Origin of the sequence: Congregibacter sp., assembly GCF_047617445.1 — a bacterium.
Taxonomy (GTDB): Bacteria; Pseudomonadota; Gammaproteobacteria; order Pseudomonadales; family Halieaceae; genus Congregibacter.
This window is the reverse complement of the sequence record NZ_JBLGBE010000026.1, coordinates 26,923-42,924: the sequence shown is the minus strand read 5'-3', so window position 1 is coordinate 42,924 and position 16,002 is coordinate 26,923. Positions and strand designations below refer to the sequence as shown.

Sequence of the window (16,002 nt, the reverse complement as noted above, 5' to 3'; positions counted from 1 at the left end):
ACACGTTGCCTGCAGAGCCTCGCGTATAAGGGCCTCACTGCGAAGATCCACTTCGGTAACAAGCTGGGATGCCGCGCTACTACCAGCTTCCTTAAATTGCCGCTGCAATATGCTGCGGTCCGTGCTGCGAATACACTCACCCGCCTCTCGCGCGGCTTGTATGGCGATATCAACGAGGGACTGTAAAGGCAGCACAGCCTGACTCACGGCTGCAGTCGCTCGATGACGCGGGAGGTCAGCTTCTCGCTGTAGCTATTGATTTTCCAATGGCCGGGACTCCAGCCCTTAAGAAACCGATGAAAATCCGCCCAGGCGACATCGTAGAGCCCTCGCCATTCACCCTCTAAAGCATCGGCATCTATTCCGGGTTGTTTCTGCTCAAGCTGAGCACGCAGGCGGGTGAAATAATAGTCCAACAAGTCACCTTCCCAAGCCTCACACTCGTCTTCGCGCAAGCAACTGCCCACAAAATAGGCCAGGTCCTTCATGCCACAGCCCCGCCCCAGATACTGAAAGTCCACAGCGGCTACGCCCGGTATCGGAGTGTCACCGGTAAAGCAAAAATTGGCCAACTTGGCATCACCGTGAACCAGGGTCTGAAAGCGACACCGCGCCAACTCCTGATCGATAAGCGAGGCTGCTTCTCGCAGGCGAACATCCTCAAGGGCAGCCAATTCATCGGGGCGGGTAGCAAGATGCCAATAGCTGCCACACTCCCAAAGCCCCTCCGGTGAGCTACCGAGGAACGTTGCGTGAAAACTCGCCAGCCAATCCAGACAGGCGTAAATATCCTCAATGGTCACGACCTCTTTTCGAAGATCGAACCCCATGGCATCCAGGTCGGTTAGCACCAATAAAGTTTCATTCGCGGCAGCACTAACGGCCAGACAGCCCGGCACCGGGCAGGCACCGTCACATTGATGGGCGTAGTTCTTATACCAATGAGCTTCCACCTGGTAAGAACGCACCTTGCGATTGTGCGAACGACTCGTGTTCCAACCCCGGGGATGAGGGCCCGCCTCTGGCAGTTTGATGTGCTTGAGAATCACCGATGGATACCCGCCGCCCTGTAACTCAATTCGCACAATCTCGCCGTAGCCGCTCCATAGCGATTGAATCACGGTGGCGCTGCGAATCCCCTGCGCGCCAGTGGCGGAAAGGACGGTGTCAGTCACAGATGTATGCATAAGCACAATATAACGATGAATCGCCACGTGTACGATTGTTGTAACATTCAAAAACGCGCAAACTTCTATTTTGGTGGTTTTTAACGAACGGGAAGAGCAGCACATATGAAGAATAAGAAGCGGCCGCACGCCAAAGCATTGGGGTTATTACTGATGGCGCTAGTGGCTAGTGGGTCCAGCGCACAGTCCAGCACACAGCCCAGCACACAGCCCAGCACACAACAGCCCGATAAATTGCTCTGGGGCGACACGCATTTGCACAGCTCTTATTCGGTTGATGCTTACATGGCCGGTAACCGTTCTGCGGACCCGGATGTGTCGTATCGCTACGCTAAGGGCGAGCCCGTTATTCATCCTTACACTAAAACGCGGGTTCAGATTCAGCAACCATTGGACTTTTTATCGGTAGCAGACCATGCCGAATACCTGGGTGTTGTACCCCTGGTCATGAGCGGCGAGGCAGACACCAGCACGATGGGTGTCTTTGCGCGCATAAAGTCCTGGTTCCTTGTAAAAGTGATGGCGTATTTTATTGAGGATCCGGTAGAGGGCACCAAGTTTTTTACTGGACTGCTACCAGAGCCCGAGATCATTTCGGGCGATACCGCCGACCCGGTGCAAGCGGCTATCGATGCGGGTACCAACGGTGGTCTGGAGACCATCGGTTTAGTGGACGATGAGACGGCGGCGCGTCTCTCTGCATCCCAGTGGCAACGATCCATGCAAACGGCTGACAGGCATTACGAGCCCGGGGTATTTACGGCCTTGGTAGGTTGGGAATGGTCGCAAACGGCCAGTGGCGCCAACCTACATCGTATTGTCGTGTCGGACACCGACGGAAAAACTGCCAGTACCTTTGATCCCGTGGGCTCAGACGACGCCCCCTACCCCGAGCAGCTGTGGGATAGCTTGGCAGCAATTTCTTTAGAGACGGGTGCAAGCTTTATATCCATTCCCCACAATTCAAATCTATCCAAAGGCTATATGTTTGCCAAGCAGCAGCTTAACGGTGACGCGCTCAATGCCGACTACGCGAGCAAGCGCGCGAAATGGGAAACTCTGGTGGAAGTCACCCAAATCAAGGGCGACAGCGAAACTCACCCCGATCTTGCGCCCAACGATGAGTTTGCGAATTTCGAGCGATTTAACTTTTACCTCCAACGGGTTCCGCAAGCGCAGGACTACAAAATTCAGCCCGGCGATACGGCACGTAGCGCTTTAAAAGCGGGACTGGAAATAGAACAGGAGCTCGGCGTTAATCCCTTTAAATTTGGCATGATAGGTTCAACCGACTCGCACTCGGGTATGGCCTCGGCTGAGGAGCCCAACTTCTGGGGCAAGGTATCCATTGATTCAATACCCGAGAATAAACGCCGCAACGAGCTTGGCAGCGGTGACATCTATTCTAATGGCGTCGATAGCTTTAATGGCTGGAACATGTCGGCGGGTGGCCTGGCGGCCGTATGGGCAAAAGAAAACACACGCGAAGAAATCATAGCGGCCATGAAACGCCGGGAAACCTATGCCACGACCGGGCCGCGGATTGCCGTGCGTTTATTTGCCGGCTGGGATTTCAGTGAGGCCGATTTAGCGAGCACAGACCTCGCTGCCACCGGCTATGCCAAAGGCGTTCCCATGGGCGGCGAGCTAAGCCAAGCGCCAGACGGCGGCGCGCCAAGCTTTCTTGTGAGCGCTCTTAAGGGTGTTTTAGACCACAACCTTGACCGCATTCAAATTGTGAAAAGCTGGTTGGATACAGACAAGCAAGCACAAGAGAAAATCTTCAACATTGCCTGGTCAGAAGGCCGCGAGCTGGACGCCAACGGTAAGTTAAGCCCGGTTGGTAATACCGCTAATATTCGCACGGGTAAAACCGCCAACACCATGGGTGCCGCACAACTTACCACCGTATGGATAGACCCGGAATTTAATCCACGGGCGAAGGCGGTGTACTACGCACGGGTGCTGCAGATACCCACAGTAAGGCATTCCCAGTTAGATGCTGTAGCAATGGGGATAGAGACCCCTTATGAAGGTCCAGCCACAATACAGGAGCGCGCCTACACTTCACCGATTTGGTATAGCCCCGCTCAGTCAAGCGAGTAAATGGGCATGTATCCTGCAGTGAATGCCTCTCATGGCGATCAGTTTAAGGGTGCGCTTGATGACCGATATTGACCGTAGCTATGACCTCATTGTTCTGGGCACGGGGGGTATTGGCAGCGCGGCCCTCTTTAGTGCTGCCAGCCGCGGACTGAAATGTCTGGGCATCGATCGCTTTCCGCCCGCTCACGATCGTGGCAGCTCTCACGGTGAGTCGCGACTCATACGTCTCTCGTATTTTGAGCACGCTGATTATGTGCCGCTACTGCGTCGCAGCTATACGCTCTGGGATGAACTGGATGAATCTCTTTTGCAAAGAACCGGCGGCGTCTATATCGGACCCCAGGACGGTGAAATCATTGCCGGTGTCCTGGCGTCAGCGAATCAGCACAAGCTCCGGATCGATAAACTCCAAGCCAGCGATATTCCTCAATATGTCGTACCCGAACACTCCGTCGCAATCTTTGAGCCCGATGCAGGGTGGCTACCGGTTGAGCGCTGCGTTCAAACCCACATCGATCAAGCAAAGAGCGCTGGCGCCGAGCATCGCCACGGAGCCGGCATTTTAGGCTGGGAGTCACAGGGCGACGCAGTACTGGTGAAAACCGACCAGGGTGACTTTAGTGCGGGCGCACTGGTGATTGCCGCGGGGCCATGGAGCACTACCCTCCTACCTCAACTAAAACTGCCGCTGCGGGTCGACAGAAAACATCTGCACTGGTTTCGCTGTCACGACGATCGCTATAGGAATGGCTTTTTTTATGAACTGCCCCATGGGGCTTTCTATGGCTTCCCGTCCAGTAACGGCCGCCTAAAACTGGCAGAACACTCTGGTGGAGAGCCAGTTACGGACCCATTGACCGCCCACAGAAACCGTTCAACTGAAGACGACAAACGTATTGAAGACTTTGTCGCAGAATACCTTCCTGGGGTACAGTCTGAGCGTCTGGAGCATCGCAGTTGCTTTTACACCCGCACTCCCGATGACGATTTTATTCTGGACCACTACCCGGGCTTGCATAATGTCGCGTACACAGCAGGACTATCGGGTCACGGCTACAAGTTTGCCCCGGTCTTGGGCGAGCTATTAGTAGACTTAGCCACCGGGACCGCGTCTAATCTTGACACCGGATTTATGTCCAGCGCTAGATTTCGCTAAGGCCCGGCGCAGAGCCCTTTTGCTTCATCGCTTGGTCCAGCGCTCTCGGGCAGCGGAAGAACAATTTCACCCGGATAAAACAGAGTACGTTGAATTCAGTGATACACCATGGCAGAACTTAGAACACTGGGGTGGCGCGAGTGGGTCGGCTTCCCGGATATTGGCATCGCGCAAATTAAGGCAAAAGTCGACACCGGCGCACGCACTTCCTGTCTGCACGCCTTTAAGGTCGAGTCCTATGACAACGAGGGGGCAACCTGGGTCCGCTTTGACATCCACCCCAGCCAGACAGACAGCAGCGATGTAGTTCAATGCTCTGCTCCTGTTCTTGAGCAGCGCGTTGTTAGAGACTCCGGCGGTCACGAAGAGCTGCGTTACGTTATAGAAACCACAATGACCATTGGCGACCATGAGCAGACCGTAGAGGTCACGCTGACTGATAGAGACACTATGAAGTTCAGAGTCTTACTCGGACGTACGGCGATTCAGGGGGCGTTTACTGTCGATCCGTCAGGCTCCTACCTGATCGGAAAGCGAAAACGGCAAATGAGTACAACGGCGTAAGGCAAGCTCCAGGCATTTGACGTTCTCAGGATGCGCAGGAGTGATATCGCCATTCCCGGGCAAAACAGCCCCGGAACTCCAATTAATGCTTCCAATACATCGAGACGCGACCAAGCCGGTCTCCATATTTGAGCGGATAGGCGCCGCTGAAAAAAAACTCAATTTCGCCACGCACCCGGGGCCGCGCAGAAGTACCCACCGAGGCACTGCCGGAAGATACCGGGCGCTTGATAAGGTCTTCGGCACTAAGAATTGCCGTACTGCCTTGCTGGCGGCTCCAACGATAGCGGCTCGAATGCACCACCACCTCCTCAATGACCAGCGACTCGTTGCTCGAGGGTTCGCTGGACGCTAGCGGAATATCGTTTGGGATCGTTGCCTCCCAGAGCAAGTAGCTGTTGCTCGCCACCTCCTCGATCAACAAGCCCCACTGCGCTGCAGGCTCACGCAAATACTCCAGAGAAAACGGCATACTGCCCTGAGCGACAGCAAGCGTGGGGGTCAGCAACAAGGCCATTGAAGCTATGCTGAGGTCCAGGTGGCGACAGAATAGGACTCTAGGCAAGTTTCGGCTCTTAGGACGTCTTAAAAGTAAGCAGACCCGGCTGGCGCTTCGGACTACGCAACTACTGGACATTGCACCGCAGTCTCGGCGCTATTATAAACGCCGGGCTGGCATCCGTTCATGGAATATTGATGTGCACATTGATAGGTCTCACACTGCGGCTTAAGATTGCGCACCCTTATTAGAAATAGACAGTTAATTTTTATGAATAAACCCAACGGCACGGGCCTGACGCGCATCTTTAAAGCGGCGGTTTGTACCTACAAGGGTTTTGGGTCAGCCCTGCGCCACGAGGCCGCATTTCGGCAGGAACTACTATTAGCGGTGCTACTGTGCCCACTGGCTTTTTATATCGCCGAATCTCGCAATCAACTGCTACTGTTAATTTTAAGTCTCTTACTGCTACTACTGACCGAATTAATCAATTCAGCCTTAGAGGCGCTGGCGGATGCTATTAGCCTGGAGCACAACGAGCTTTTGGGCCGGGCTAAGGACATGGGTTCGGCTGCGGTGTTTATCGCTATGACATGCGTAACACTCGTTTACGGTGATGCGCTGTACCACAGCCTTTAAATCTGGTTGGGCGGGCACGCTCTAACGCCCGACGGTCACCGGGTCGTCGCGGTCGTCCACCAGGTGATAGCCGCTACTGGCGAGGACAACCCGCAAACCATCTTTCGGGGAAAGACCGTCCAGGCTGCCATGCAGGCGGGGCTATCCGGCAATGGCTTGATCGATGGCACCCCGCTCTTTATTAAACTCTACGGGTAAGACAATCACCCGACCTTTGGGAAGCTCTACAGCACGCTCAAAGTATTCCCGGGAGGACTTGTCCTGCAGCTTATCCGAAGCAACAATCCGAGATCCCTCGCGGCCCGCATCAATGCGCACCATTTCATTGCCTTGGGTATTCAAATCGCGAAACTGATCGAATGTGGGGTGTGTCCTGGGGAAATCCAACAGCGTTTGCGCAACGCCTTCTACAGGCGCTGGCTCGGCGCGTTGATCACCGTAACGAGTCACACCGACCACAATGGCCCCTAGCATGAGCCGTGCTACGGGAAATATCTTGAGAAATACACGTCCACTCCGGCGATCTGGCAGCAGATAGCGGCTGAGGCTATTAGAATCGATCACAGCGTTTCAACACAATTCTCGCGAACACGCTTAATAACCAAACGCGCCGATATTTGGTGCCTGATTATGCGGTTTCTGTCACGAATAGCCTGACTAGGACTTGTCTTACTCCGCGAATACGGTCAACGGAAACGATAACAAGCAAGGAATTGGCGTCGCAGCTTCGTCGTGGTGATACAGTCACGGAAATTCAACGTTCTGCGATTCATGTTTTGAGAAAGGATGCGATAGCCCACATTGTCAGCTTTACTCAGCAGCACTGCCAATAAGCTCGCCCCGCTACTGATCACGTTCGGGCTGTGGACAGTCCTGACAGTCACGCTGAGCGTTAGTGCGCAGAATCCATCCTCGGACGCTCCAGGCACTATCTCGGTCGTTGTCGAGTCCACGCTTGAAACGAGACCCGACGAGTCGCTCGTTTCAAAAGCAAAGCCTGCAGAAAATATCGACCTCAAAGAGGTGGTGGAGGATCCCTCCGAGTTGATACCTGAGCCAGCAGCGGCAGTAATCCCTCTAGCAAAAGCCAAGGAGCAACAGTTAAGGTCAGCAGAGACTGAAGACGCAGTAGTTGTATCTAGCGACACTTTCGCGGACGAGGAGCCCGGGGATGGGGATGATGCTCCAGCCAGCTCGTCGAAACGACAGCTGATTTTGCTAGGCGCCGAGGTGCTGCCAGGCACAACGACGCGTCTTGCCTGGTCTCCCAGCGTTAGCTTTCTCGGGATTTCCGCACCGACCTCTGTGTTAGTCGTGAATGGAACAAAGCCCGGACCACGGCTATGCCTCACCGCCGCTTTACATGGCGATGAAATTAACGGTATCGAAACAGTGCGACGCGTGCTCTACAACATCAATGCTGACACTCTGTCCGGTGCCATCATCGGGGTGCCTATCGTCAACCTCCAGGGTTTTCGGGCAGGCTCACGCTATCTGGCGGATCGCCGCGACCTCAATCGGTTTTTCCCCGGTAATCCTAAGGGCAGTGCCGCATCACGCATCGCACATTCGTTCTTCAAAGAAGTCATCAGTCAATGCGACATGCTTATTGACCTACACACCGGGTCTTTTCGTCGCACCAACCTGCCCCAGCTGCGCGCCGACCTGAGCTATCCGGCGATTCAGGAACTTGCTGAAACTATGGGGCGCATCGTCGTACTTCAAAGTAAGGGAGCAAAGGGCAGCCTGCGTCGCGCCGCTAGCGAAGTAGGCATACCCACGGTGACCTTAGAAGCAGGGGCGCCCAATGAGTTGAACAAGGAGGCAGTAGAAGATAGCGTTCGAAGCGTACGCGCGGCTCTAAATGGCCTGGGTCTTATCGGCAGCCCTAAATCACGGAAGCGGTCTGATGCACCGGTTTACTACCAGTCTACTTGGGTACGAGCCAGCAAAGGGGGGATTCTCATCAGCGAGACCAAGCTGGGCGCAAGGGTAAAACCAGATGAGGTGCTCGGCGCCGTCACCAACCCCATCACTAATCAACGCAGCGAAATCCTCAGCCCCGCACATGGACGCGTGATCGGCATGGCGCTCAACCAGGTGATGCATCCAGGCTTTGCTGCTTATCACTTAGGCATTGACCCCACAGCAGACCCTCCCGGCAACCCAAAGAGCAGCCTCGAGGGACAGGACCGGCTGTTGATCGAGCCTGCAGACGATGAAGATCCGGACAATGACCAAAGCCTTCCGTCACCTACCGAGCAGGCAAGCCTCAAAAGCAATGATGGGCTGTTAACCACTGAACTGCTTGAAGACGATGAAGCCGGGCGCTAACTAACGACTGAGGCGCGCGATGCTGCAGCCAAAGCGCCAAAGCGCTGTTTGGCAAGCGCTATTCGCTCCGCAGGGTCATCGGTGCTGGCGACAATATCCTGTGCAATCACCACTCGATGACGCAGCCCTGCCTGGTTCGCGACCTGAATAGCTAAGCCGGGACGCGCATTCAGTTCAAGCAACATAGGACCGTACTGACGGTCTAGTACCACGTCAGCGCCAATGTAACCCAGGCCTGTCATTGCGTTGCAGCTCGCTGCAATTTCGAGAATCCTGTCCCAAAGCGGAACTTGCAACGTGGTTAGCACAGCCCCGGTATCCGGGTGCTTGGTCACAAGCACCCCATTTTGTACCGCGCAGACACTCTGACCGGTAGCGATATCCAAGCCCACACCCACCGCACCCTGATGGAGGTTGGCCTTACCATCAGATTTGTGCGTCGCACAACGCATCATCGCCATCAACGGCACGCCCTGAAATACTATGACCCGGATATCAGGAACGCCCTCATAGCTATAGGCCTTCAGGGACGGGTCAAAGTCGATAAGAGCTTCGACCATAGCTTTATCGGTTCTACCGCCGAGACTGTAGAGTCCCGCAAGGATATTGGTGATGTGGTGACGGATATCCGAATCATCGATGCGAACGCCACTCGATTTGATATAGCCGTCCCCATCACGACCAGTGACCACAAGTATCCCCTTTCCACCGCTGCCCTGGGCCGGCTTGATCACAAAGCTCTGCCGATGGCGAATCTGCTTGAGGAAACCGGCCATCTCAAAGAGGTAACTCACGACACCGTACAACTCCGGCACGGGTATTCCGCCCTTATCGATGGCGATCTGTTTAGTGAGCAATTTGTCGTCCACCAGACGATAGTTTTTGCGCTGATTATTCTTGCCAATAAAACTGATGTTGCGTTGATTCATTCCCACGATGCCCAGGGAATGAAGCGTTTTTGGCGATACAAGGTGAATCATACGAGCTTCTTCATTTCTCGAAACCGATACAACTCAGAGAGTCGGTAGCCCGTGTATTTCCCCATAAGCAGAATCACACCAAGAAGCGTCAGCAGTAGCTCAGGAAAGTTAAAGGTCAAGTGCTCGATGTAGCGGTTTGACATCACCAGGTACGCCAACACCGCGACCAGCAAACTCCCCCCCCCCTGAATGAAGACCTCATGCCCCCCTTCTTCCTCCCAGAGAATCGACATGCGCTCGATAGTCCAGGCCAGAATAATCGTCGGGAAAAACGTCACCGTAAGCGCCTGATCGATACCCAATTTATAACTAAGGATCGCGATCGCTGCCATAAGTAGTATTACGACAATAACCACAGACGCAACGCGGGATACCAGGAGCAGATTCATATGGCTGAGGTAAGAGCGAATCCAAAGACCCACGCCTACAACCATCAAAAAGATCGTCAGCCCCACAAGCAGTGTCGTCTGGATAAGTGCCAGTGCTATAAGGATTGGCATAAATGTGCCGGAGGTGCTTAACCCCACAACAATGCGCATAAAGACAACCACCAACGCGGCCACGGGGATAAGCAAAAGACCTTTAAAAATGCCCTGCTGCTCGACCGGTAGGGCATAAATAGAAAAGTCCAACAGCGCAAACTCTTCGGAGCGCTGTTCCATACTCACAACCGTTCTGATCGGCACACTGTTTTTAACCAAGGCAAATTCCAAGCTGGATTTTTCGCCGCCTAATACGGTCAGTACCGCGTCTTCGCCGCGTTTCCACAGATAAAAATTTTCAGGCATGCCCGCACTACCATCGGCCGGGTTTAGTATCCGCCATTCGTCATCCACAAAGGCTTCCAAAAGCGTGCTGAGAACCTGTCGCCGGCGCCCATCTTCTAGCTGTATACCTCGAATAGGATGCGATGGGATGCCCGCATAGGTGAGTAAATAACGAATCACATTTACCTTACTGTCATGCAGATCGCTGAGAATGAACTGCACATCCTGGTTACTGCCACCGGCAAATTCCTGAAGCAGCAGCGATACGAAGGTTGACTGGCTCGAGGACTTTTCTTGAAGCTGCGCCACAAACAGATCAAAAGCTTTGCTTTGTGTGTCAGTGAGTCGCGGTAGCTCAGACAAGTTCGTCGACAAGCCCTGAGGCCTGCGCGCGGCGTCCTGATCATAAACCTGTGTTTTGTAGTAAACGGTCGTGAAGTCGCTCACCGTTTGCTTGGTCCACTGGGCATCGCGCTTTTGATCCCCGTTAGCAACGGTAAAGCCAAAGCCCGAGGACGCGAAGTTCTCATTGAGAATGACCCAGCCATTGTTGTCCTCCGGCAGACTTAAGGTCACCTCTACCGGGCCGTCGGTGGGGTAAAAACTGATCTTCGACTCAACGGTCCACACGTCTTGATACTTTTCTGGCAGTAGGGGCAGTCCCAAAGACAGGGATTTGTACAGCGTCAGACCCAGGCCAAAGATCATCAAACCTCCGGCAATGATTCCAATCTGGGTTCTTGAGGCGACCATTACTGCACCTTTTCTTTGGCCGGCTTGGGAGCCGGCTTTGGCAGTGTGTGATGCTGGCTTACATCAACGGCAAACGCGTCCATAAGCATGTTACGTCCAATAAGTAGTGGAAATTCGAAATCATCACGGTCTGACAGGCTTACATCGAGCCACGTCCGGGTGTCACCGAGTGTTATCCACATTCGGACAACATAGCGACGATCGTAGTCTTCGCTGCCTGTTTGCTTCACCAAGATCCGCCGATGCAAACGTCGCTCCAACTGAATCTCGCGATCGCTATCAGGGGCCTTTACGGTAAAGCGCACCCAGCGCTTACTGTCTTTCTCCAGCAGTTGGATGTTCTCTGCGTGAATCGACGATGTTTCCGCCCCGGTATCAATTCGCGCCTCGAGAACTAGATCGCCAGGCTCCACAAGCGCCCACTCCTGCTCACCGATCAACGGGTATCTGGAGGTCACCCCATCGCTTGAACAAGAGCTTTGAGGTATCGACGGGCATTCGACCGCGGGCACATCAAGCGGCGTCTGAGTTGGGCACTCTTGTATCGCGCACACCGGACACTCCAGAGGCTCAACTATGGGACACGCGGGCGCGCTTTGCGTCTCCACAATCGGCGCTGTTGTTTGACACGCGGCAAGAAAAATAACGCAAACGCCTAGTAATAGGCCGCGATAGCAAATCATCATGCAAGCAACTCTTTATATCTGTCATCATTGAGTGAACAAACATCGTACGGGCCCACCCCTGGCAAGTATAGCGATGGGCATCGTCGTACTACTAGGGCCTCGCAATACCACAGCTATACCGAGCACGCTGACCATGCCACTGATGATACTCTATGATTTGTCGTGAAAAATGCGGTGCCTGCTGCATCGCACCATCAATATCTAGCCCACTTCCCGGAATGCCCCAGGGGAAACCCGCGGGCATCCCCTGTGTCAATTTGGACACCACGGACTATCGCTGTCGAATCTGGGGAACTACGCAGTACCCGGATGTCTGCGCGCGGTTTAGGCCTCAAGCAGATACCTGTGGCGCCTCTCGAAGTGAAGCGGAGCAGCTGACCACTTTGATGGAATTACAAACCTCTTGATACCCATCTTTACGCTGCTCGCCGCGCTTGCGCAGCCCACTCAGTCACTGCACTATCAACGCTGCCACCTGACCGCTAAGCGAGAGTCCAATGCCCGATAACAGCCCTCCTACAGGTCTCGTTCACGCCCTACTTCTAGATGGATTTGGCGGGAGTTGCCCCTACGAATGGTCACAAGTGGCATCTTGGACAGCCGATCAAGGCTGCCTTTGGTTACACTTTGATTTCGAGGATGAAGACGCTCAGCGCTGGCTCCGCGAAGAAAGCGGCCTCAACGATATTGCCTATAGCTCTCTCACCAATTCAGAGACCAGGCCTCGGGCCTTAAATCGCGGGAATAATTTACTGCTGACTCTGCGCGGCATCAACCTGAATCCAGGCGAAGACCCGGACGACATGGTGTCTCTGCGTATTTGGACTGACGGCACACACTTGATCAGCACACGGCGTCGCAACCTCACTTCGACCACTGATGTACTGGATGAGTTGGCGTCGGGGAACGGCCCTAAAAATACCGTAGAGCTTCTGGTGATCTGGACGGAGCGAATTACCGCAAGAATGACCGACACCATTGAGGGTTTCGAGAACCGCGTATTGACCATCGAAGAGCGTTTGCTAAACGCAGAGTCCGCCGGGATTCGCATAGAACTGGCAACGCTTCGCAAGCAAATCATCTCGGTGCGGCGCTATCTTTCACCGCAGCGAGAAGCCATGAACCGATTAGTTGCCGAAAGCCTGAGCTGGCTAGACGATCTAAACCGTCTACGACTGAGAGAAATCAATGATCGATTGATTCGACATATCGAAGACATGGATGAAGTGAGGGACCGGGCTGTTTTGGCGCAAGAAGAGCTCAGCAGCCGCATTGCCGAGCAGATGAACGCTCGGAGCTATCTATTCACCGTGGCTGCGGTGATATTTCTACCCTTGGGCTTTCTAACCGGCCTTATGGGCATCAATGTTGGTGGCATGCCCGGCATCAACAATGACTACGCCTTCTGGATCGTCGTTCTGTTATGCGCTTTAGCAGGCATAGGCTTGACTCTGATCTTCAAAATGCGACGCTGGTTCTAGCCAGCGTCACGAACTCCTCTACCGACTCACAGAGAACCGGCACCGATAGTAGTCCTGTGAAGTAAGCGGTCATGACCATCATATCCACCCGTCGCGCGATGGAGCAGGCAGCGATTGTCCCACATGATCAACATGCCCTCTTCCCACTGATGGTTGTAGATATTTTCATCGCGAGTCTGCCAGCCGTAGAGCTCCATCAGCAGCTCCACAGCCTCTTCGTCCGACCTTCCCTCGATGCCCACGATGTACCCCAGGCAGCTGTATAGCGACGCGCGTCCGGTCTCGCTGTGGCGACGAATAAGAGGATGTGATTGCACTGCCTGTGCATCCGGTGACGGACGAATATCCATACTTCGATCACTTGCGGCATCAGCGGCTCCATACAGTCCGTCCGGTGCGTAGCCGACTTTTGCAGAGTGCATGGCCATGAGTCCTTCGATGCGGTGACGCAGCGCCGAGGGCAATGTATCCAAGGCCTTGTGTTGATTGGCAAACAAAGTGTCCCCTCCCGTGGGAGGAATCGTGATGCCATACAGACAGGTGCCGATGGGCGGAGTAGCTTGAAAGCTCCAATCACTGTGCCAAGCTTCGGCGAAGAGCGGAGCTTGTTCCTGTGCTCGACGCTCCACAGCAATCACATGTTCTCGACCAGGCAGCGGCGCGATAAAGGGGTCCTCGCCAAAGGGTCCAAAGTAGCCAGTGAAGTGCTCCAAATGGTCATCAGTAAGCGACTGGTCGGGGAACGCTAGAACATGATGCTCTAGCCAGGCGGCTCGCAAGGCTTGTACGGTCTCATCAGAAAGTGGCTGCGATAAATCTAATCCCAGCACTCTGGCTCCGCAGGCTTGTCCCGACGGTTCGATACTAATATTCATGGCTATATGTCCTTATTGTTCGCCCAAACAACCAGTCTAGCAGTGTCGCAAAAAGACTGCTTGCGCACGCTGCCGATCAAAATGAGCGTGAAAGCGCAAATCGGAAGCTTATGTCCGGCGCACTGCCCACTGCCAAGTCTTCTACAAACTGGGCGTCAATCAACCACCGATCTCGTGGCTGCCAGCGTAGACCCAGGGTGCCCCAGATAGCAGGCCCATTTGCCGCAAGCGGGCTCGCGTCATACACCACGTCATGGGCATCAACTTGTGCGAGCAAGGCCACAGCGCTGCCAAGCTCCCAAGCCAGCGACAAACCAGCAAAAGGCACTAAGATTTCAGACCCCGAATCGAACTCACTGTCACCGACGCCACTCACGCCCAATTGAAGGTGACAGCTGAACAGGGCAGCAAGGCAGGCGTTGTGACTCCACCGGACACCCAGCGAGACTCCCTGTTCGCCACTACCCGTGAAGTCATCTACGTCACCCGAAGCGAACTTGTAGTGTGCGAAAACTCCTAAGGTCCATTGCTCGGCGGAAACCGCTGTAAAACTGGCAGCGATTTCCGCATCCCCAAACCCGGAACGACCTGAGTTTAAATCAAAGCCCGACGACCCCGTATAGGAGAACCGCAGTGCGTCTATGGGTTGAGCGGCACGGGGACCATCGGGCATGCCCCAAAATGCATGCCAATCATCGATAAAGGTATCGAGTTGGCCGCCACTGTGACTGATGTAGGGGAGACTCAAAGACAGCGCCACGCCTTTCCCCAAACCCAGCTGTGCACGAAAGTCCTGGCGACGTGTTTCCCCATCCAACGACAGTATCTGATCGTCAGAGCGTTCGAATACAGAGTGACTGGCCCAGTGCAGGGTCCAGTCCAGTTCGAGCTCGCCTTTTTCCAGTGCGAAAGCGCTACTCATCACGGGTATTCCCAGATTTGCGTAGAGCGGAGAGAGGTTTCGGCTTGCCACCGGCGCAGTAAGCGCCGCGTCATTGGCTATTGCAGGGAGACTCAGAGTGACAACAGAGCTTACTAGCCCTGCGAGGCGCCAAAAACAGAGGCAATGCGGTAAGGTAGACATTATGCTCTCAAAAACCCTTGAATTCGCAGCGGAGTCTAGCAAGCCTCTCCGGCAGTGGCGCGCCCAACTGGATCTTTCCTTTAAGGAAAGTGGTGGTCGCACGCGCCTGAATCACTGCTTGCACGAAGGCCCTCTTCGCGTTCAACGTCTGTTCTATCCCGAACCCACAGGCAAGGCGCACTGTTATCTCCTGCATCCCCCGGGTGGCGTGGTTCTGGGTGACGAGCTACAAATTAATGTTGCTCTTGAAAGTGGCGAAGCCCTTATCACGACGCCTTCGGCTGGCAGGTTCTATACCGTCACTGATCACAAGGAAAGCCAGCGACAGACAGTCCATCTGTCGGTGCACGAGGGCCGGCTCGAATGGCTCCCTCAGGAAACCATACTGTTCAATGGCGTAAACGCTCAGCTAAGGACACGTATTGACCTTAAGGAAACCTCAGAACTGGCCTTTTGGGATGTAGTAGTTCTGGGACGACCGGCCTGCGGCGAGACCTTTTCTCGAGGGCGGCTCCAGCAGAACCTTGAAGTCTACCGTGAGGGTCAGGCGCTGCTGATTGAACGGCTCGCTTTTGAAGCAGGAGACCGGGTGAGTCAGTCACGTATGGGGATGCAGAATCAAAGCACTGTTGGCATCATGCTGCTGACTGAAATGCCGACTGCACCCCTGATAGATCACTGGCTGAGCAGCGTCAACAGTGCGTCTAACAACGGGGCATTCACGGTAACGCAGCGCGGTGGTCTCATGATTGCGCGCTATCTGGGTGACGATGCACAGCGCTGTCGCGAGGGCTTTGCCCGTCTCTGGAGTAAAGCTGTGGATGAGCTGCGCGGAACCGTACCGGCAACACCACGAATCTGGCATACATGATGCTTGCCCACCATAGAGCC

17 protein-coding genes are annotated in these 16,002 nt (G+C 54.4%); 8 read left to right on the top strand and 9 right to left on the bottom strand.

All coding sequences use genetic code 11. The annotated features are described in order from the left end of the window. Positions 1-207, bottom strand: a 207-nt coding sequence (locus ACI9KD_RS08290) for a hypothetical protein (RefSeq protein WP_414980695.1), incomplete at its 3' end; no start/stop codon positions are given. Then, positions 204-1,175, bottom strand: coding sequence for a phosphotransferase (locus ACI9KD_RS08285; RefSeq protein ID WP_414980694.1), 972 nt, complete (start codon positions 1,173-1,175; stop codon positions 204-206). The genes ACI9KD_RS08290 and ACI9KD_RS08285, both read right to left, overlap by 4 nt. Before the next feature lie 117 nt (positions 1,176-1,292). Here ACI9KD_RS08285 and ACI9KD_RS08280 point away from each other — a divergent pair, with 117 nt between their 5' ends. From ACI9KD_RS08280 to ACI9KD_RS08270, 3 genes are all read left to right on the top strand, one after another. After that, on the top strand, positions 1,293-3,293 hold the full coding sequence (locus ACI9KD_RS08280) for a DUF3604 domain-containing protein (RefSeq protein ID WP_414980693.1): 2,001 nt from the start codon (positions 1,293-1,295) through the stop codon (positions 3,291-3,293). Positions 3,294-3,351: 58 nt separating this feature from the next. After that, positions 3,352-4,449 carry an N-methyl-L-tryptophan oxidase gene (gene solA / locus ACI9KD_RS08275; RefSeq protein WP_414980692.1) on the top strand — a complete coding sequence of 366 codons (1,098 nt, stop codon included), beginning with the start codon at positions 3,352-3,354 and terminating at the stop codon, positions 4,447-4,449. A gap of 108 nt (positions 4,450-4,557) precedes the next feature. Continuing rightward, complete coding sequence (locus tag ACI9KD_RS08270) at positions 4,558-5,013, top strand: ATP-dependent zinc protease (protein ID WP_414980691.1); 456 nt, start codon at positions 4,558-4,560, stop codon at positions 5,011-5,013. Between the two features lie 82 nt (positions 5,014-5,095). On the opposite strand, the gene ACI9KD_RS08265 is transcribed toward ACI9KD_RS08270, so the two are convergent. Continuing rightward, on the bottom strand, positions 5,096-5,530 hold the full coding sequence (locus ACI9KD_RS08265) for a hypothetical protein (RefSeq protein WP_414980690.1): 435 nt from the start codon (positions 5,528-5,530) through the stop codon (positions 5,096-5,098). 252 nt (positions 5,531-5,782) lie between these two features. Between ACI9KD_RS08265 and ACI9KD_RS08260 the strand changes: the two genes are divergently transcribed. Beyond that, a complete protein-coding gene (locus ACI9KD_RS08260) occupies positions 5,783-6,151 on the top strand; it encodes a diacylglycerol kinase (RefSeq protein WP_414980689.1) in 369 nt (122 codons plus the stop codon). A gap of 141 nt (positions 6,152-6,292) precedes the next feature. Here the strand turns inward: ACI9KD_RS08260 and ACI9KD_RS08255 are convergent, their stop codons facing one another. Beyond that, positions 6,293-6,715 (bottom strand): hypothetical protein, encoded by a 423-nt coding sequence (locus tag ACI9KD_RS08255; RefSeq protein WP_414980688.1) that lies wholly within the window; start codon positions 6,713-6,715, stop codon positions 6,293-6,295. Positions 6,716-6,952: 237 nt separating this feature from the next. Here ACI9KD_RS08255 and ACI9KD_RS08250 point away from each other — a divergent pair, with 237 nt between their 5' ends. Then, positions 6,953-8,485, top strand: coding sequence for a succinylglutamate desuccinylase/aspartoacylase family protein (locus ACI9KD_RS08250; protein ID WP_414980687.1), 1,533 nt, complete (start codon positions 6,953-6,955; stop codon positions 8,483-8,485). Here the strand turns inward: ACI9KD_RS08250 and ACI9KD_RS08245 are convergent. The 3 genes from ACI9KD_RS08245 to ACI9KD_RS08235 are packed head-to-tail and all read right to left on the bottom strand — an operon-like array spanning position 8,482 to position 11,443. Beyond that, positions 8,482-9,465, bottom strand: coding sequence for an alpha-L-glutamate ligase-like protein (locus ACI9KD_RS08245; protein ID WP_414980686.1), 984 nt, complete (start codon positions 9,463-9,465; stop codon positions 8,482-8,484). The genes ACI9KD_RS08250 and ACI9KD_RS08245 overlap by 4 nt on opposite strands. Next, positions 9,462-10,985 carry a UUP1 family membrane protein gene (locus ACI9KD_RS08240; RefSeq protein WP_414980685.1) on the bottom strand — a complete coding sequence of 508 codons (1,524 nt, stop codon included), beginning with the start codon at positions 10,983-10,985 and terminating at the stop codon, positions 9,462-9,464. Before ACI9KD_RS08240 ends, ACI9KD_RS08245 begins: the two co-directional genes overlap by 4 nt. Beyond that, positions 10,985-11,443 carry an ATP-dependent zinc protease gene (locus tag ACI9KD_RS08235; protein WP_414980684.1) on the bottom strand — a complete coding sequence of 153 codons (459 nt, stop codon included), beginning with the start codon at positions 11,441-11,443 and terminating at the stop codon, positions 10,985-10,987. The genes ACI9KD_RS08240 and ACI9KD_RS08235 overlap by 1 nt, the downstream gene beginning before the upstream one ends. Positions 11,444-11,823: 380 nt before the next feature. Between ACI9KD_RS08235 and ACI9KD_RS08230 the strand changes: the two genes are divergently transcribed. Next, positions 11,824-12,078: a YkgJ family cysteine cluster protein gene (locus ACI9KD_RS08230; protein WP_414980683.1), complete on the top strand. Its 255-nt coding sequence runs from the start codon at positions 11,824-11,826 to the stop codon at positions 12,076-12,078. Positions 12,079-12,168: 90 nt separating this feature from the next. After that, complete coding sequence (locus tag ACI9KD_RS08225) at positions 12,169-13,152, top strand: zinc transporter ZntB (protein WP_414980682.1); 984 nt, start codon at positions 12,169-12,171, stop codon at positions 13,150-13,152. A 26-nt stretch (positions 13,153-13,178) separates the two neighbouring features. On the opposite strand, the gene ACI9KD_RS08220 is transcribed toward ACI9KD_RS08225, so the two are convergent. Further along, positions 13,179-14,027 carry a TauD/TfdA dioxygenase family protein gene (locus tag ACI9KD_RS08220; RefSeq protein WP_414980681.1) on the bottom strand — a complete coding sequence of 283 codons (849 nt, stop codon included), beginning with the start codon at positions 14,025-14,027 and terminating at the stop codon, positions 13,179-13,181. 76 nt (positions 14,028-14,103) lie between these two features. Then, positions 14,104-15,111 (bottom strand): DUF3187 family protein, encoded by a 1,008-nt coding sequence (locus ACI9KD_RS08215; protein ID WP_414980680.1) that lies wholly within the window; start codon positions 15,109-15,111, stop codon positions 14,104-14,106. A gap of 1 nt (position 15,112) precedes the next feature. On the opposite strand from ACI9KD_RS08215, the gene ACI9KD_RS08210 reads away from it, so the two are divergent. Next, positions 15,113-15,982, top strand: a complete 870-nt coding sequence (locus ACI9KD_RS08210; RefSeq protein ID WP_414980679.1) for an urease accessory protein UreD — start codon at positions 15,113-15,115, stop codon at positions 15,980-15,982. Positions 15,983-16,002: the final 20 nt, after the last annotated feature.